The organism is Methylocella sp. (assembly GCF_041905455.1).
GTDB lineage: Bacteria > Pseudomonadota > Alphaproteobacteria > Rhizobiales > Beijerinckiaceae > Methylocapsa.
The window spans coordinates 355259-372629 of the sequence record NZ_JAYRLA010000001.1 but is presented as its reverse complement, the minus strand read 5'-3'; the positions used below and the strand labels follow the sequence as shown (position 1 = coordinate 372629).

Sequence of the window (17371 nt, the reverse complement as noted above, 5' to 3'; positions counted from 1 at the left end):
CGAGCGCCGCGTCGGTCGGCGATCCGCACAGGCTGAAGGAATTTCCCTATGTCCACCGGGACCGGATTGAGGCCCGCCCTGCTCCTCCTCGCCGCCGCCGCGCTCACGGCGAGCGCCGTCTCGGCGGGCGCGCAGACCAAGCATCGCCGCCAGACCTCGCCTGTCGTCGCCGTCGCCAACGAGGCGCCCCCGCTGACCGTCAACAAGCGCAGCTTCCTCGACCCCGGCCCGGTCGCGCCGGTCGGCAGCATGTCCCGCTACATGACCTCGCAGACGACCCTCAACCAGCTTCCCAATCAGGTCGCGCAGCGCTCGAAATACGGCAACGAGACCCTTCCGCGCCGCTTCGAAACGCCCGGCCGCCCGTCGCCGATCTTCGAGTTCGACACTCCCGCCGCCGACTGAAGCCGCCGCCTTCGTCGCCCCCAAAAAAAGCCCCCGCCTGCGGCGGGGGCTTTGCGTCGCCGGCGGCTCGAAGGGCGGCGCGTCCCTGACGCGCCGCGCCGTCACCAGCCGAGCCGCGCGTCGAAGCTGCTTCGATTCAGGTGAACTCGCGAATCGACATGGTCGACCCAGGCCATCGGGACGAAGTGATGCCGATCGTCGGGGGAAGCTTCCCGCGTCAGCTGGATCATCCGCTCTCCCTCGAGGTGGTCGACTTCGCCGATCTTGATCCCGTCGGCGCCCAAGACCTCCATATGCGCTGCGATCCCGCGCGACGGCGCCCTGGCGGGCCGGACGGCTCCCGCCGTTTCGTCGGGCAGCCGGATGCTCGCGTCCCCGACGCCGACCGGCGGAGCGCTCGATCGCGCGGCGGCTGCGGCCGCGGTCGGCGACATCTGCGGCGCGGGAGCGCCAGCGCTCGCGGCGGCCGTCGAGGACGCCGCTATCGGGTTCATCGACGCGGCGCCGGCGACGGCGGCTGCGCCGGTCCAGGTCGCGCGTCGCCATTCGGCCGCGCGCTCGCCAAAGCCCGTCGCGCCGGCCCGGGCGAGAATATCGCGCACGCTGTCGAACTCATGCTCGAACGGCTTGACCATGACGACATAGCCGTGGCGCCGCTCGGCCTCCTCGCCGGCGCGACGCTCTTCTTCCGGCATGAAGAGGTGCTTCAGGGATTCCCACAAGCTTTTCTCCGGCTCCGGATCGGCCGGATCGTCGCCGCCCTTCACAGTGATCCGGCTCGGCGCGACGCCGGCCGCGACGAGATCGGCGGTCGCGGCGTCGGCAGCGGCGTGCGTGTCGAAAAAGGCGGCGACGGCGCTGCTGCGCCCGCTCTCATAGTCGACCATGCTTCCTCTCCGTTCCACGAGGGATTTAGCGGACCGGAACCTGCGCGGCCCGCCGCTGCGCCGGCGTTCGTGCGACGCGGCGCCCGCTGAACGGCCCCCTGTCCGGCATGGTTCCCGGAGCGGAGATCAAACGGCGGCGATTCGCCCGTGGCCGCGAAAGGCGAGGCTACGGGCGAAACGCCGGAAGGCCGCCGCGCCGCTCCTGCGGACGGCGGCGGCCATGCGGTCAACGGACCTCGATCTTGAGCTCTTCGAGAATCGCGTCGCCCATCGCGCCCGTCGAGATCGACGGCCCGCCGGCGGCGATGTCGGCGGTGCGCAGCCCCCTGGCGAGGACGGCGGCGATCGAGCGGTCGAGCCGGTCGGCGAGATCGTTCATGTTGAAGGAGTAGCGCAGCGCCATCACCAGCGAGGAGATCATGGCGATGGGATTGGCGAGCCCCTTGCCGGCGATGTCCGGCGCCGAGCCGTGCACCGGCTCGTAAAGGGCCTTTCGCGCGCCGGTCGCGACGTTGCGTTCGCCGAGCGAGGCCGAGGGCAGCATGCCGAGCGAGCCGGTCAGCATGGCGGCGACGTCGGAGAGCATGTCGCCGAACAGATTGTCGGTGACGATGACGTCGAACTGCTTGGGGCGGCGCACGAGCTGCATGCCGAGCGCGTCGGCGAGCTGGTGCTCGAGCTCGACGTCGGGGAACTCGCGGACGTGCATCGCCGAAATCAGCTCATGCCACAGCACGCCCGACTTCATGACGTTGCGCTTCTCGGACGAGGTCACCTTGTTGCGGCGCTTGCGCGCGAGCTCGAAGGCGATGCGGCCGATGCGCTCGATCTCGTAGGTGTCGTAGACCTGCGTGTCGATGGCGCGGCGCTGGCCGTCGCCGAGGTCGACGATCTGCTTCGGCTCGCCGAAATAGACGCCGCCGGTCAGCTCGCGCACGATCAGGATGTCGAGGCCGTCGACGATCTCGCGCTTCAGCGAAGAGGCGTCGGCGAGCGCCGGGTAGCAGATCGCCGGACGCAGGTTGGCGAAAAGCTGCAGATCCTTGCGCAGCCGCAAGAGTCCCGCCTCCGGGCGCACGTCATAGGGAACCGCGTCCCATTTGGGGCCGCCGACGGCGGCGAGCAGCACGGCGTCGGCGCCCTGCGCGCGCGCCATGTCCTGCTCGCTGATCGCGACGCCATGGACGTCATAGGCCGAGCCGCCGACGAGGCCCCTCTCGATCTCGAACTTGACGAGGCCTTCGGCGCCGAGGAAGGCGGCGATCTTCTCGACCTCGGCCATCACCTCGGGGCCGATGCCGTCGCCGGGGAGAACGAGAAGCTTGTACGTGGTCATGGGGCGGGTCCGCTTGTTTGATTGGACGTCTCGCGGGCCCGTCGGACGGCCCCGCGGCGCGGTCCAGAAACGTTTACGCCGCCCTTGCGGGGCGGCGAAGCTTTTTTGCGCGAAGGCGGCCGCTTCGGCGGCCGCCGTTCTCGATGACGACGCGGGCGCCGCAGCGCCCGCGAAACGTCACGCGGCCGCGAGCTGGCGCAGGACGTAGGGCAGGATGCCGCCGTTCTTGAAGTAGTCGAGCTCGTCGAGCGTCGCGATGCGGCAGAGCAGCGGAACCTTCTTTTTCTTGCCGCCGGAAAAGACGATCTCCATCTCCATCATCTGGCGCGGCTGCAGCCCTTCGCCGAGGCCGTGGATGGTGATCTCCTCGTCGCCCTTGAGGCCGAGGCTCCTCCAGCTCGTTCCCGGCTCGAAGGTCAGCGGCAGCACGCCCATGCCGACGAGGTTCGAGCGATGGATGCGCTCGAACGATTCGGCGATGACCGCGCGCACGCCGAGGAGGCGCGTGCCCTTCGCCGCCCAGTCGCGCGAGGAGCCGTTGCCGTATTCGGCGCCGGCGAAGATGACGAGCGGCACGCCGTCCGCCTGGTACTTCATCGAGGCGTCGTAGATCGACATCTCCTCGCCGTCGGGCCAGTGCTTGGTGTAGCCGCCCTCCGGCACGACGCCGTCCGTCTCGCGGATGAAGTTCTTGATGCGGATGTTGGCGAAGGTGCCGCGCATCATGATCTCATGATTGCCGCGCCGTGTGCCGTACTGGTTGAAGTCCTGTTGCGCGACCTGCCGCTCGAGCAGGTAGCTGCCGGCCGGCGAGGCGGCCTTGATCGAACCGGCCGGCGAGATGTGGTCGGTGGTGATCTTGTCGCCGAACAGCGCCAGGATGCGGGCGTTGACGATGTCCTCGACCGGGCGCGGCTCGGGCGTCAGGCCGACGAAATAGGGCGGGTTCTGCACATAGGTCGAGCCCATGTCCCATTTGTAGGTTTCGCCCTCCGGCGCCTTGACCTTGCGCCAGTTGACGTCGCCGGCGAACACGTCGGCGTAGCGCGACTTGAACACCTTCTTGGTGACGAACTCGGAGGTGTACGCTTCGATCTCCTCGTCCGACGGCCAGATCTCGTGGAGATAGACCGGCGTCCCCTTCTTGTCGTAGGCGAGCGGCTCGCTCGTGAAGTCGCGGGCGACCGTGCCGGCGATCGCATGGGCGACGACGAGCGGCGGCGAGGCGAGGTAATTCGCCTGCACGTCGGGGCTGATGCGGCCCTCGAAGTTGCGGTTGCCGGACAGCACGGCGGCGGCGACGAGGCCGTTGTCGTTGATCGTCTTGGAGATTTCCGGCGCGAGCGGGCCGGAGTTGCCGATGCAGGTGGTGCAGCCGAAGCCGACGAGGTTGAAGCCGACCTTGTCGAGATATTTCTGCAGGCCGGACGCCGACAGATACTCGGCGACGACCTGGCTCCCCGGCGCGAGCGAGGCCTTGACCCAGGGCTTGGCGGTCAGGCCCCTCTCGACCGCGTTGCGGGCGAGCAGGCCCGCGCCGATCAGCACGCTCGGATTGGAGGTGTTGGTGCAGGAGGTGATGGCGGCGATGACCACGTCGCCGTGGCCGATGTCGAAGCCCTTGCCCTCCACCGGGAAGCGCGGGCCGAGCTCCTTGCCTTTTTTGTATTCGCTTTCAAGCGCGCCCACGAAGCCGGAGCCGACGCCTTCGAGCGGAATGCGCCCTTCGGGACGCTTCGGACCGGCCATCGAGGGAACGACGGTCGAAAGGTCGAGCTCCAGCGTGTCGGTGAACACCGGCTCGGGCGTGCGGCTGGTGCGGAACAGCCCCTGGGCCCTGGCGTAGTCCTCGACGAGGGCGACGCGCGCCGTGGAGCGCGCCGACACCGTCAGATAGTTGATCGTCTCGGCGTCGATGGGGAAGAAGCCGCAGGTCGCGCCATATTCGGGGCCCATGTTGGCGATCGTCGCGCGGTCGGCGAGCGAGAGGTGGTTCAGCCCGGCGCCGTAGAACTCGACGAACTTGCCGACGACGCCCTTCTTGCGCAGCATCTGCGTGACGGTCAGCACGAGGTCGGTCGCGGTGACGCCCTCCTTGAGGTCGCCGTAGAGCTTGAAGCCGATCACCTCCGGCAGCAGCATCGACAGCGGCTGGCCGAGCATGCAGGCCTCGGCCTCGATGCCGCCGACGCCCCAGCCGAGCACCGAAAGCCCGTTGACCATGGTGGTGTGCGAATCGGTGCCGACGAGCGAATCGGGATAGGCGACCTCGACCGTCTCGGTCTTGCCCTTGGCCTTGACCCTCTCCTTCTTCGTCCAGACGGTCTGGGCGAGATATTCGAGATTGACCTGGTGGCAGATGCCGGTGCCGGGCGGCACGACGCGGAAATTGTCGAACGAGCCCTGGCCCCACTTGAGGAAGCGGTAGCGCTCGCCGTTGCGCTGGTATTCGAGGTCGACGTTGGCCTTGAGCGCCTTGTTGGTGCCGGCGACGTCGACGATGACCGAATGGTCGATGACGAGGTCGACCGGGACCAGCGGATTGATCTTCTGCGGATCGCCGCCGAGCGAGGTCATGGCGTCGCGCATGGCGGCGAGGTCGACGACGGCGGGCACGCCGGTGAAGTCCTGCATCAGCACGCGGGTGGGGCGGAAGGCGATCTCGCGCTCGGTCTTGCCCTTGTTGTCGAGCCAGGCGGCGACCGCCTCGATGTCCTCCTTGGTGACCGAGCGCCCGTCCTCGAACCGCAGCAGATTCTCAAGCAGGATCTTCATCGAGAACGGCAGTCGCGAAATGCCGGCGAGACCGTTCTTCTCCGCGGCCTTGAGCGAATAATAATGATAGGTCTTGCGGCCGACGGTGAGCTTCTTGCGGCATTTGAAACTGTCGAGCGACGCCATGGATTTTCTCCGCGCGGACCGGTGGTCAGAGGAAAAGTTTGGAGCGCTTATAAATAATTTGTCGCGCGAGAGCCATACGCGATAGGAAGGCCGCGGCGGCAATTTGCGCGAGCTCGGGGAGCCCTGATTTCATGCGGTTCGGCGATGCGTCTTGAGGCCGCAGGACTCTGCGTCGAACGCGGCGGCCGCAGCGTCCTCAAGGACTTGTCCTTCGTCGTCGAACCGGGCGAAGCCCTCGTCGTGACGGGGCGCAACGGCGCCGGCAAGTCGACGCTCCTGCGCGTCCTCGCGGGGCTGCTCCCGCTCGTTTCCGGGGCGGCCTCGCTGGTCCCCAAGGGCGAGGAGACGCTCGCCGAGCAGGCGCATTACGTCGGTCATGCGGACGCCCTCAAAGGCGCGCTCACGGCGCGCGAGAACCTCGAATTCTTCGCCGCCATGCTGGATGCGGGCCAGGGCGGCGCCAGCGCGGCGCAAGCGCTCGAAGCCTTCGGCCTGCCGCATGTCGCCGACCTTCCCGCGAGCTATCTTTCGGCCGGCCAGAAGCGTCGGGTGGCGCTGGCGCGGCTCCTTGTCGCGCGCCGCCCGCTCTGGCTCCTCGACGAGCCGACGACCGCGCTCGACGCCGCCTCGCAGCGCCTCGTCGCCGGGCTGATCCGGGGCCATCTCGCCGAGGGCGGCCTCGTCGTCGCCTCGACGCACGCGGCGCTCGACGTTCCCGCGCGCGAGTTGCCGCTTGGAGCCGCAGTCCGATGAAAGACGACGCGACGCCGCGCCTGCGGCGCGGGCGCCCCCGTCCGCTGCGCGCGCTGTTCGCGCGCGAATTGCGCATCGGCCGGCGCATCGGCGGGGCGGCGAGCCTTGGCGTCGCCTTCTTCCTGGCGCTCGTCGCGCTGACCCCCTTCGCGGTCGGCCCCGACCTCGCGCTTCTGTCGCGCATCGCGCCGGCGATTCTATGGATTTCCGCCCTGCTCGCGACGCTGATCGGCCTCGACCGCCTGTTCCAGTCCGACCATGAGGACGGCTCGCTCGACCTCATGATGGCGAGCCGCGCGCCGCTCGAGCTGATCGTGCTGGTCAAATGCGCGGCGCACTGGCTCCTGACCGGACTGCCGCTCGTGCTCGCCGCCCCCGTCTTCGCCGTGATGCTCGGCGCGCCTGCGGGCCAGTTGTGGAGCGTCGCGCTCTCGCTGCTCGTCGGCACGCCGGCGCTGACCCTGATCGGGGCGATCGGCGCGGCGCTCACCGTCAGCCTGCGGCGCGGCGGGCTGCTGCTGCCCGTGCTGATCCTGCCGTTCTGCGCGCCGGCGCTGATCTTCGGCGTCGCGGCGGCGAGCGCGGGCTCGGGGCTCGCGCCCGCTCCCGCCGCGCCGCCGTTCCTGATCCTTGGCGCGTGCACCCTGCTCGCGCTCGTCGGCGCGCCCGTCGCGGCGGCGGCGGCGCTGCGTCACATGAGCGAATAGGGCAGCCCGGCGCAAGGCGCAGGGGCGAGGATCGCGCCATGTCGAGCCGCGCCCATCTTCTCCTCCCCGCCCTGCTTGCGTCCTTCATGCTCGCGCCGCTTCATGGCGCTGGCGCCTTCGAGGCGCGCGGCGCAGGCTCGCGCGGCGGCTGGCCCGGCCCCGCGCCGCGCCCGCCAGGCCCGTTTCCGCCGTCTCCCTCGCCGCCTGGCCCGCGTCCTCCGGGCCCCTTCCCGCCTGGCCCCCGTCCGCCCGGCGCATGGGGATGGGACGCAGGCGCCGCCGCCGCCGGCGCGATGGTCGGCGCCGCGGCCGTCCAGAACGGCGGCTGGAACTCCGGCCCGGCGAGCGTAGGCGCGCCGACCCGCGCCTATCCGCCCGCTCCCGGCGAAGGGCGGGACGGCGCCTGGGGCGCGGGCGCCTACGCGCCGCAAGGCCCCGGCGCCTCGCAGGGGGGCGGCTGGGGTCCGGGCGGGTGGACGTCCGATTCCCGCTGACGCCGCCCGTTCGGCTCCGGGGGAAGCGCCCGCTACCTCAGCTTGCTCGCCAGCCACCTCTCGTAAAAGGCGGCGATCGTCAGATTGTTCATCTCCAGCATCTCCATATGGCCGTTGCCGAGGATGCCCACGGAGGCCAGCGGCACATAGTCGTGCTTGACCCCGGCCTGCGTCAGAAACTTCGACGTGCAGTAATCATAGGTCGCGTGATAGGAGGCCTGGCCGGTCGCGACCAGAATCGGCACGCCGGCGAGGCCGGTCAGCTGGTGCGGGACGCCGCCCTGAAGCCAGCAGCTCTTCTTGTCGGGGCTCGGCGGCGCGACCTTCACGAGATTGAGGTCGGCCGGCCCGCTCACCGGCGGGCTGAATTTGAGGCAGACGTTGCTCAATCCGCATAGCGCGCCGGGCGCGGCGCGGACGACGCATCGGCGGTTGCGCAGGCCATGACGCGCCGTCGCGGCGTCGCCGCAGCTGAACCCGACGCCTTGAACGTCTCCGGCCGCGCGGACGCGACGGCGGCGGCGATCCTGCCGCCGTCCTCGCGCGCCGGTCTTCCATGAACTTCCGGCCGCTATAACAAACCGGCCGCAAAACGCCGCCGCGACCCGCCCGCGACGCCTTGAGCGACGAAAAGCCTCGCCATCTCTTAAGCTTGCGCCACGCCGTCCAACGTCGTCCCGCGCCGCGCGATTGCGTTCCAAGGGACGAGAGAATAAAACTCCAGCGCCGAGGGCGCGCCCGAGGCCGTCCAGGGAGAGCCATGCGCAATTACGCCAATCCGTCGAATTTTCTGCGGCTCGTAGGCGCGCTCGTCCCCGGCCTCGCCGCGCTGACCGGCGCCCTCTTCTGCCTCGGCCTCTATCTCGCGCTGTTCGTCGCCCCGCCCGATTACCAGCAGGGCGAGAGCGTGCGCATCATGTATCTGCACGTGCCCGCCGCCTGGATGTCGATGTTCGTCTACGCGACGATGACCTCGGCGGCGATCGGCAGCCTCGTCTGGCGCCATCCGCTCGCCGACGCGGCGCAGAAGGCCGCCGCGCCGCTCGGCGCCGGCTTCACCTTCCTGTGCCTCGTCACCGGCTCGCTGTGGGGCAAGCCGATGTGGGGCGCGTGGTGGGTCTGGGACGCGCGGCTGACCTCGGTGCTCGTGCTGTTCCTCATCTATCTGGCGCTGATCGCGCTCTGGCGCACGATAGAGGACCCCGGCAAGGCGGCGCGGGGCGCTGCGATCTTCACCCTGGTCGGCGCCGTGAACATCCCGATCATCAAGTTCTCGGTCGACTGGTGGAACACGCTGCACCAGCCGGCCTCGGTGATGCGCATGGGCGGGTCGGCCATCGCGCCCTCGATGCTGTGGCCGCTCGTCGCGATGGCGCTCGCCTTCGCCGCGCTGTTCCTCACCCTGCATCTGGCGGCGATCCGCAACGAGATCCTGCGCCGCCGCCTGCGCCGCCTCGCCATCCTGACCGCCGATTCCGAGCGCGGCGAGGCCGCGCCCGCCGGCGCCTTCCTCGGAGGCGCGCGGTGAGCGTCGACCACAATTTCGGCTACGTCCTCGCCGCCTATATCGCCGGCGCGCTGATCCTTGGCGCCATGATCCTCGCGACGATGCTCGACTACGCCGCCCTGAAGCGCGCGCTGAAGCGTTTCCCGCAGCGCGGCGCCGACGCCGGGCGGCTGGAGCCATGAGCGGACCGATGAGGGCGGCGCGATGAGCTCCGCCAACGAGGCCGGCGCGCGCGCAAAGCGCCGGCCGCTGCTCGTCTTCCTGCCGCTCGTCCTGTTCGCGGCGCTCGCGGCGCTGTTCTTCGTGCGCCTTTTCGCCGGCGACGCCTCGCGCCTGCCCTCCGCGCTCATCGGCCGTCAGGTCCCGGCCTTCACGCTGCCGGGCGTCGAGGGCCTCGCCGGCGCGGACGGGCTCTCCGACGCCGACCTGCGCCAGGGCCATGTGACGATCCTCAACGTCTTCGCGTCGTGGTGCGTCCCTTGCCGCGAGGAGCATCCCGTGCTGTCCGCGCTCGCCGCCGATCCGGCGCTGAAGGCCTCGGGCGCCCGCCTCGTCGGCCTCGCCTACAAGGACGCTCCGGCGAACGTCAAAAGCTTCCTCGGCCGGCTTGGCTCCCCGTATGCGATGATCGGCGCCGACGAGAAAGGCCGCGCGGCGATCGACCTCGGCGTCTACGGCGTGCCCGAAACCTTCGTGATCCGCGGCGACGGGACCATCGCCTATCGCTTCGTCGGCCCGCTGACGGAGGAGGCGCTGCGCCAGACCCTGCTGCCGCAGGTGGAGAAGGCGCGCTGAGCGCCGTGTGGTCTGGACGTCTCTTGGCGAGCGACGGACGCCACGCCAGCGCATTGTGACGCCCCAGCGCCTGCCGCGCAGTCTCCGTAGTGCGACGCAGCGGTCCATTTGCCGCGTCGCAGAAATTTATGTTATCTATGCAAGAGAATAATCAGCTTCGCGTGACAGCGCGGGAAGACGAGTTCCGTGTGGCGGGAACGATCGAGCGTCGGCTATGGCCGGCGGCATGTCGAGCGGCGCGCTCCCGAAAGCAGAGATCCTCATGTTCGCAAATGACGCCCCGACCTTGAGACCAGGAACCCATGTGACCGGCCTGGACCTCGTTCGGTTCCTAGCGGCCTTCATAGTGATGATTTATCATCTCTATTTTTGGAAGAATGGCGACATTTCCGAAGCGGCCGGGGATTTTTCGCATGTCTGGTGGTTTGGCTGGATCGGCGTCGAGATTTTTTTCGTCCTGTCCGGCTTCGTCATCGTCTTCAGCGCGCAGAACGGATCCGCTTGGACTTTCTGCCGTCGGCGCGTTCTTCGACTGGCTCCGACCGTCTGGCTGGCGGCGACGACATCCTTTGCCGCCATGATCATACTCGCCAACGGCGCGCAAGAGAGCGACATTCTGCCGCGCTATTTCACGACCCTCGGGCTCCTGCCCATCGGAAGGCCGATCGACGTCGTCTACTGGACCCTGCAAGTCGAGGTGGCGTTCTACATTCTGATCTTCGTCCTGCTGCACTCTTTCGGCTTGCGCGCTCTCACGCCGGCGATGATCGCCCTCGGCCTGATCTCGTCCGTCTTCGTCCTGTTCGTCGCCGCCGCAAATCTCTATCCTCAATATTTGCCGTCGCGCTTCGTCGTCCTCGCGCATTCGCTCGGCGCGATGCGGACGACCCGTTTGCTGCTGTTGCAGCACGGATGCTTCTTCGCGCTGGGCGCCACGCTTTGGGCGTTATCCGACGACAGGAAAAACCGTCTGCTTCTCGTCGCCACGGCGCTTTTTACAGTCGTTTGCACGCTTTCCGTCGCCGCGAGCGCACGGATGTATATCGTCGAGCACCATCCGAACGGCGTCATCCTGCTGTCGCCCATGCTGATCTGGCTCGTCGCGCTCGCGGCGATGGCCGCGTTCATCTTTGCCGGCTCCGGTCCGCTCGCTTCGCCGCGCATCGCGCCGACCATCAGATTGCTGGGATTGCTGTCCTTTCCGATCTATCTGCTCCACAATAATTGCGGCCTGCTGATCAGCCGCTCCTTCGCACGTCTTGGATGTCCCGTTGAGATTGCGACGCCCTTCGCCATCGCGATCGTGCTTGCGCTCTCCCTGCTGTTCGTCAAATTGCTCGACCCCTTCGTTCGGGACAGGCTCGCGCTCGTCATGGAACGGGCGTCGCGCGGTGTCCGCAGCGTCCAGCGACGCCAGACAGCGGATTGAGCGCAGGCGCGCTGGCCGAGCCTTTCCGGCGTTCCGGCGCAGCGTCCATCACGCTGGCGCCCTTCGATGGCCAGCGTGATGGCGGCGCCGGTCAGGCCGAGTGCGGCGCCGAGCTGGCCGACACAGGCTGTCCGGTTCCCCATCCTTGTAATAGATCGGCGTTCCTTTGCGGTGATCGTGGGCTTGGTGATCGTATCCTCGCGCGATGACGGCTGGCTCGCCGCCAATCCGCGCGGTCGCCGAAGTTGCGGCGCGTCGCCGACGGCGCCCGCTCAGAGCGCCGGGTTGAGGAAGCGATGGATGTCGTGGACCACCACCGAGCCCTCGCCGACGCTCGCGGCGACGCGCTTGATCGAGCCCGAGCGCACGTCGCCGATCGCGAAGACGCCCGGCCTCGACGCAGCGAACGGAGAGCCGCTCCATCCCTCCTTGCAGGCGAAGCCGGTGCGCACGAAGCCCTGCCGGTCGAGATCGAGGCAGCCGTCGAGCCAGCCGGTGTTGGGCTCGGCGCCGATCATCACGAACAGCGCGCCGACGCGCCGCGTCTCGCTTTGTCCGGTCGCACGGTTCGTCCATGTGACGGCGCGCAAATGCTCGTCGCCATGCAACTCGGCGATCTCGGTATCGGCGCGCACGGTGACGCGCGGCGAGGCGCCGATGCGCCGCACGAGATAATCCGACATGGTGTCGGAGAGGCTCGGGCCACGCACGAGAATATGGACATGGGCGGCCGTGCGGGCGAGGAACGTCGCCGCCTGCCCCGCCGAATTGCCGCCGCCGACCACGACGACCTCGGCGTCGGCGCACAGCTGCGCCTCCACCGCGGTCGCGGCGTATTGGATCCCCTGCCCCTCGTATTTGTCGTAGTCGGGCAGGTCGAGCCGGCGGTAGCGCGCGCCCGTCGCCACCACCACCGCGCGGGCGCGCACGCTCTGGCCGTCGTCGAGCGTCAGGCGCAGCGGCGTCGTCGAGCAGTCGAGCGAGGCGACGGCGCGGGCGACGGCGAGCCTCGCGCCGAATTTCTGCGCCTGGATCTGCGCCCGTCCGGCGAGCGCCTGGCCCGACACGCCGGTCGGAAAGCCGAGATAGTTCTCGATCTTCGACGACTGGCCGGCTTGCCCGCCCGGCGCGAGCTCCTCGATCACCAGCGTGTCGAGACCTTCGGAGGCCGCGTAGACCGCCGCCGCGAGCCCCGCCGGCCCCGCCCCCGCCACGACGACGTCATAGACGGCGGCTGGATCGAGCGTCTCGGTCAGGCCGAGCCGCCGGGCGAGCTCGAGGTTCGAAGGATTGCGCAGGATCTCGCGGTTCGGCGCGATCACGACCGGCAGGTCGCCGTCCGCGACGTCGAGCCCGGCGAAAAGGGCGTCCTCTCCGGCGAGATCGGCGTCGAGCGCCTCGTGCGGGTAGCCGTTGCGCGCGAGGAAGCGCCTGACGCGCAGGAAATCGCCGTTCTGCGGGCTGCCGAGCAGCGCGACGCCGCCCTGGGCGTGGCGGATGAAGCCGACGCGGCGCAGGATGTAGGCGCGCATGACGATCTCGCCGATGTCGGGCTCGGCGGAGACCAGGCGGCGGAAGTCCGCGTGCTTTATGCGAAGCAGGCGGGCGCCTTCGCGCGCGCGCCCGGCGACGAGGATCTGACGGGAGTTGTAGAGGTTCAGCTCGCCGGTGAACTGGCCCGGCCCGTAGGTCGCGAGCGTGACCGGGCCGCCGCGCAAATCGTCGGCGAGGATGTCGATCGCGCCGTCGAGGACGAGAAAGAAATCGGCGTCGCGGTCGCCGCGCTCGAACAGCCGCGTGTCCCGCGCGAAAACCTCCTCGCGTCCATAGGCGCCGGCGCGCGCGGCCATCTCGGCGGAAAGGACGGGAAAGGTCTGCGCCTCGCGAAGCCACGGGTCGGTCGGGTCGGCGACGTCATCGATCGACACTGGGCGAGCCTCCGAATCGGGCGCCGCCATCTTTATGGCCTCGCCTGCGGGCCGCAAGCGCGCCAAGGACGCCCTCACGACGGATCCCCCCTGCCTTCCGCGACCGGCTCGAGCGGCAGTCCCGAAACTGCCGAAGCGCGAGAGCTTCATGACCCCGGCCCGCTCCGGCGGACCGGGATAGGCTCGCCTCAGAGGCCGAGATCGGAGAGGCCCGGATGATCGTCGGGCCGCCTTCCGAGCGGCCAGCGGAACTTGCGCTCCTCCTCCTTGATCGGCAGGTCGTTGATCGAGGAGAAGCGCCGGCGCATCAGGCCGCTTTCGTCGAACTCCCAGTTCTCGTTGCCGTAGGAGCGGAACCAGCCGCCGCTGTCGTCACGCCATTCATAGGCGTAGCGCACGGCGATGCGCGCCCCGGCGCAGGCCCACAGCTCCTTGATGAGGCGATAGTCGAGCTCCTTCGCCCATTTGCGCCTGAGAAAGGCGACGATCTCCGCGCGCCCCTCGATGAATTCGGCGCGGTTGCGCCAGCGGCTGTCCGGCGTATAGGCGAGCGCGACCTTTTCCGGGTCGCGGCCGTTCCAGCCGTCCTCGGCGAGGCGGACTTTCTTCGCCGCGCTCTCGGCGGTGAAGGGCGGCGCGATGACGGACATTTTCCTCGTCTCCCCCGTCTCCTGCGGCTCGACGCCGTCCAGAGGGAGGATAGGCGTTCGCGGCGCGACGTTCAACGCCGCGCGGCTTCTATGCGCCTCGCCCCGCGAGCTCCAGCCACTCCTCCTCGCTCACCGTCTCGATCCCGAGCTCCCTGGCCTTCGCCAGCTTCGAGCCCGCGCCTTCGCCGGCGACGACGAGATCGGTCTTCTTCGACACCGAGGCGGCGACCTTCGCGCCGAGCCGGTCGGCCATCGCCTTCGCCTCGTCCCGCGTCATGCGCGCGAGCGCGCCGGTGAAGACGATTGTCTTGCCAGCGACGGGGCTCGACGCGACGATCGCCTCCATCGGGGTCGGCTCCACCTGAGCCAGCAGCGCGTCGAGCGCGGCCTCGTTGCGCGGCTCCATGAAGAAATCGGCGACCGCCTCGGCGACGACCGGGCCGACCCCGTCGATATTGTTGATCTCGGCGCGCGCCTCGCTCTCGGGCGCGGCGGCGCGCGCCGTCTCGCGCAGCGCCGCGAAGGAGCCGAAATGGCGCGCGAGGCGGCGCGCGTTGGTCTCGCCCACGTGGCGGATCCCGAGCGCGTAGATGAAGCGATTCAGCGGCGGCGCGCGGCGCGCCTCGATCGCGCCGAAGAGATTGCGCGCCGAGACCTCGCCATAGCCTTCGCGGTCCTTGAGCTTTTTGAGCTGCGTCCTGTCGCGCTCGGACAGCGTGAAGATGTCGGCCGCAGTGCGGATCGTCCCGTCGTTGAAGAACTGCTCGATCTGCTTCTCGCCGAGCCCCTCGATGTCCATCGCGTCGCGCGAGGCGAAATGCTTCAGCCGCTCGATCGCCTGCGCCGGGCACACGAGGACGCCGGTGCAGCGGCGCACGACGTCGGCTTCGCCCGTCTTCGCGTCGATCTCGCGCAGCGCCGCCGAGCCGCAGACCGGGCAATGATCGGGGAAAACGTAGGGCGCGGCGTCCGCCGGGCGCTTCTCGAGCACCGGGCCGAGCACCTGCGGGATCACGTCGCCGGCGCGGCGCAGGCGCACCGTGTCGCCGACGCGGACGTCCTTGCGCGCGATCTCGTCCTCATTGTGCAGCGTGGCGTTGGCGACGACGACGCCGCCGACGGTGACCGGATCGAGCCGCGCCACCGGCGTCAGCGCGCCGGTGCGCCCGACCTGGATCTCGATTCCGCGCAGGACCGTCGTCGCCTCCTGCGCCGGGAACTTGTGCGCGACCGCCCAGCGCGGCGCGCGCGAGACGAAGCCGAGCCGCTCCTGCAGGGCGATCTCGTCGACCTTGTAGACGACGCCGTCGATGTCATAGGGCAGGCTCGCGCGCATCTCCTCGACGCGCCGGTAATGGTCGACGAGCTCCTGCGCCGTATGGCGGAGGCGCGTCAGCGGATTGACCGGCAGCCCATACGCCGCGAACGCCTCGATCACGCCATGCTGGGTGCGCGCCGGAAGCTGCGGCGCGACCTCGCCCCAGGCGTAGGCGAAGAAATGCAGCGGCCGCGACGCCGTGATCGCCGCGTCGAGCTGGCGCAGCGAGCCGGCCGCCGCGTTGCGCGGATTGGCGAAGAGGGTTTTGCCCGCCTCCTCCTGGCGCGCGTTGAGCGCGAAGAAGTCGGCGTGGGTCATGTAGACCTCGCCGCGGACCTCGAGAACGTCGGGAGGCGATCCCTCGAGCCGCGCGGGGATTTCGCGCATCGTGCGCACGTTGGCGGTGACGTCCTCGCCCTCATAGCCATCGCCGCGCGTCGCCGCCGTGACGAGCTCGCCCTTCTCGTAGCGCAGCGAGCAGGAGAGCCCGTCGATCTTCGGCTCGGCGGTCATGGCGAGCGGGGCGTCCTCGGACAGCCCGAGGAAGCGGCGCACGCGGGCGACGAATTCGACGACCTCCTCGTCGGAGAAGACGTTGCCGAGCGAGAGCATCGGGACGGCGTGACGAACTTTCGCGAATTTCTCGGAGGGCTTGGCGCCGACCGTCTTCGTCAGCGATTCAGAGCTCGAGAGCTGCGGAAATTTCTCCTCGATCTCGCCGTAGCGCCGGCGCAGCGCGTCATATTCGGCGTCGGAGACGGTCGGCGCGTCCTCCTGGTAATAGCGCGCGTCATGCGCGGCGATCTCCTCGCCGAGGCGGCGATGCTCGCGCCTCGCCTGCGCGAGCGTCATTTCGGCGACCGGCTTGTCGCCATGGGCCTTCGGCTTTTTCATCGCGCGACATCCATCGGCGCGAGGATTGGCGCATCACGGTTAAAGCCGCGTTCAAACGCCGCACGACCAATGGCGGGATCTAGCGAATGGTGGCGATCGTCGCCTGCAGGCCGCCAAGCACGCCGAACGACAGGCGGACCTGCGCCGGGTTGGCGATCTGTGGCAGCGGCGCGTACCGCAGCAGAAGATGCGCGGTGTACTTATAGTTTCCTAGAGGCCTCACATAGGCGTTGTAGACGACGCCGTCGACCCACGCGTTGTAGACGTGGGAGCCATCGGACGCCTTCTTGAATTTGCCTGACGGGATCGTCGTTTTGAAGGCGCCGACCTCCACTGTCATGCCCCTGACATCAGGTCGGAACGTATCGAATGAGGCGTAAGTCGTGACCTCGCCGTAGAAATTGAATAGGTCTTCGCCCGCCGTGGCCCGATGGGCGATGTCGAGATAGGCGATCGCCAATTTTTCGAATGGCGCGCCGAGTTGCGGCTCGACGATCGCGACGTCCGAGATCGACGTGAAGGGGATGACGGCCCCGTCTTTATACATTGGTTGCGCCCAGATCATTTCGAGGCCCGTTCGCCCCGGCTGATCGCTGCTTATCGGGACAAAGAGATATCTGTTGTCGGGCGTGAGCGCCGATTGGCCCGGGCGGCCGGCGAAATTCACGCCGCCAAAAAGGTCGTAGTTGAAACGTTCGGCGACAGCGCCAGGAGCTAATTGAAACATGGGATTGCCGTAAGGAGAAAATACTATGGACAGCGTCCCCCAAAGTCCGTCCGACTCATACATCGGAGGCAAGTCCGCTTGCGGATAGGTCCATCCTGCCGCGGGAAAATAAATCGTCGCCGCCGAATTGTATCGGGAGGGGACCGGCGCGACGACGGCGCCGCCGTTTCCAATCGGATCGACCTTAACGACGCCGAATGGCGCTTTGTCCAGATCGAAATTGGTTTCTATATTGCCGAACAACGTCGCGTCGGGAATATTGACCACTACGATGTCCGCCACGCCGTCGTCGCGACGCCGCAGAACGAACGCCTGCAGCCCGTCCGGCCTGACGTCGAACGCCCGCGCGAGGCCACCGAGCGGGATCGTAGCGACGACGGCGTTGGTCTTTGCGTTGATCGTGACCAGCGTTCCGGCGCTTTTGTTCAGGACCGCAAGCCAATCGCCGTCGCTTGGCGCGCGGACGTCGAAATCGCCTCGCCCGAGCGCGATGTCGGCGACGAGCGCGTTGGTCGCGACGTCGATCACCGCGACGCCGGTCCGCTCGGCGCCCGCCGCGCCGCTCTTGTGAACGATGTAGACCGAATTGCGCCTGGCGTTGGTGAAGATCGCCGTCGGCGCTCCCGACACCCGGATGCGC

At 68.7% G+C, this 17371-nt stretch carries 16 protein-coding genes; 8 read left to right on the top strand and 8 right to left on the bottom strand.

What is annotated here, in order from left to right; translation table 11 throughout:
• Positions 1-48: 48 nt before the first annotated feature.
• Positions 49-405: a hypothetical protein gene (locus tag ACE3OG_RS01785; RefSeq protein ID WP_374305485.1), complete on the top strand. Its 357-nt coding sequence runs from the start codon at positions 49-51 to the stop codon at positions 403-405.
• Between the two features lie 101 nt (positions 406-506).
• Here ACE3OG_RS01785 and ACE3OG_RS01780 read toward each other — a convergent pair whose 3' ends face one another.
• The 3 genes from ACE3OG_RS01780 to acnA form a co-directional block, all read right to left on the bottom strand.
• The gene (locus ACE3OG_RS01780) at positions 507-1292 is read right to left on the bottom strand and encodes a DUF2171 domain-containing protein (RefSeq protein WP_374305483.1); all 786 of its coding nucleotides are present in this window, start codon (positions 1290-1292) and stop codon (positions 507-509) included.
• A 226-nt stretch (positions 1293-1518) separates the two neighbouring features.
• Complete coding sequence (gene leuB, locus ACE3OG_RS01775) at positions 1519-2628, bottom strand: 3-isopropylmalate dehydrogenase (RefSeq protein ID WP_374305481.1); 1110 nt, start codon at positions 2626-2628, stop codon at positions 1519-1521.
• A 177-nt stretch (positions 2629-2805) separates the two neighbouring features.
• Positions 2806-5529: an aconitate hydratase AcnA gene (gene acnA, locus ACE3OG_RS01770; RefSeq protein ID WP_374305479.1), complete on the bottom strand. Its 2724-nt coding sequence runs from the start codon at positions 5527-5529 to the stop codon at positions 2806-2808.
• A 144-nt stretch (positions 5530-5673) separates the two neighbouring features.
• Between acnA and ccmA the strand changes: the two genes are divergently transcribed.
• The 3 genes from ccmA to ACE3OG_RS01755 are packed head-to-tail and all read left to right on the top strand — an operon-like array spanning position 5674 to position 7483.
• Positions 5674-6282 carry a heme ABC exporter ATP-binding protein CcmA gene (gene ccmA / locus ACE3OG_RS01765; protein WP_374305477.1) on the top strand — a complete coding sequence of 203 codons (609 nt, stop codon included), beginning with the start codon at positions 5674-5676 and terminating at the stop codon, positions 6280-6282.
• Complete coding sequence (ccmB, locus tag ACE3OG_RS01760) at positions 6279-6989, top strand: heme exporter protein CcmB (protein ID WP_374305476.1); 711 nt, start codon at positions 6279-6281, stop codon at positions 6987-6989. The genes ccmA and ccmB overlap by 4 nt, the downstream gene beginning before the upstream one ends.
• 38 nt (positions 6990-7027) lie before the next feature.
• Positions 7028-7483 carry a hypothetical protein gene (locus ACE3OG_RS01755; RefSeq protein WP_374305474.1) on the top strand — a complete coding sequence of 152 codons (456 nt, stop codon included), beginning with the start codon at positions 7028-7030 and terminating at the stop codon, positions 7481-7483.
• Between the two features lie 32 nt (positions 7484-7515).
• Here the strand turns inward: ACE3OG_RS01755 and ACE3OG_RS01750 are convergent, their stop codons facing one another.
• Positions 7516-7872 carry a hypothetical protein gene (locus ACE3OG_RS01750; RefSeq protein WP_374305472.1) on the bottom strand — a complete coding sequence of 119 codons (357 nt, stop codon included), beginning with the start codon at positions 7870-7872 and terminating at the stop codon, positions 7516-7518.
• 371 nt (positions 7873-8243) lie between these two features.
• Here ACE3OG_RS01750 and ACE3OG_RS01745 point away from each other — a divergent pair, with 371 nt between their 5' ends.
• From ACE3OG_RS01745 to ACE3OG_RS01730, 4 genes are all read left to right on the top strand, one after another.
• A complete protein-coding gene (locus ACE3OG_RS01745; RefSeq protein ID WP_374305470.1) occupies positions 8244-9011 on the top strand; it encodes a heme ABC transporter permease in 768 nt (255 codons plus the stop codon).
• The gene (gene ccmD, locus ACE3OG_RS01740; RefSeq protein WP_374305469.1) at positions 9008-9172 is read left to right on the top strand and encodes a heme exporter protein CcmD; all 165 of its coding nucleotides are present in this window, start codon (positions 9008-9010) and stop codon (positions 9170-9172) included. Before ACE3OG_RS01745 ends, ccmD begins: the two co-directional genes overlap by 4 nt.
• Before the next feature lie 22 nt (positions 9173-9194).
• Positions 9195-9785 (top strand): DsbE family thiol:disulfide interchange protein, encoded by a 591-nt coding sequence (locus tag ACE3OG_RS01735; protein ID WP_374305467.1) that lies wholly within the window; start codon positions 9195-9197, stop codon positions 9783-9785.
• 214 nt (positions 9786-9999) lie between these two features.
• The gene (locus tag ACE3OG_RS01730) at positions 10000-11214 is read left to right on the top strand and encodes an acyltransferase family protein (RefSeq protein WP_374305465.1); all 1215 of its coding nucleotides are present in this window, start codon (positions 10000-10002) and stop codon (positions 11212-11214) included.
• Positions 11215-11486: 272 nt separating this feature from the next.
• On the opposite strand, the gene ACE3OG_RS01725 is transcribed toward ACE3OG_RS01730, so the two are convergent.
• The 4 genes from ACE3OG_RS01725 to ACE3OG_RS01710 all read right to left on the bottom strand — a co-directional run bounded on the left by ACE3OG_RS01725 (position 11487) and on the right by ACE3OG_RS01710 (position 17361).
• Positions 11487-13142 carry an FAD-dependent oxidoreductase gene (locus ACE3OG_RS01725; protein ID WP_374305463.1) on the bottom strand — a complete coding sequence of 552 codons (1656 nt, stop codon included), beginning with the start codon at positions 13140-13142 and terminating at the stop codon, positions 11487-11489.
• A 188-nt stretch (positions 13143-13330) separates the two neighbouring features.
• Entirely contained in the window at positions 13331-13792 is a 462-nt protein-coding gene (locus ACE3OG_RS01720) for a DUF1348 family protein (protein ID WP_374305461.1), read from the bottom strand.
• 88 nt (positions 13793-13880) lie between these two features.
• Positions 13881-16004: an NAD-dependent DNA ligase LigA gene (gene ligA, locus ACE3OG_RS01715; protein WP_374305459.1), complete on the bottom strand. Its 2124-nt coding sequence runs from the start codon at positions 16002-16004 to the stop codon at positions 13881-13883.
• Positions 16005-16083: 79 nt separating this feature from the next.
• Positions 16084-17361: a YncE family protein gene (locus tag ACE3OG_RS01710; RefSeq protein ID WP_374305457.1), complete on the bottom strand. Its 1278-nt coding sequence runs from the start codon at positions 17359-17361 to the stop codon at positions 16084-16086.
• Between the last annotated feature and the right edge of the window lie 10 nt (positions 17362-17371).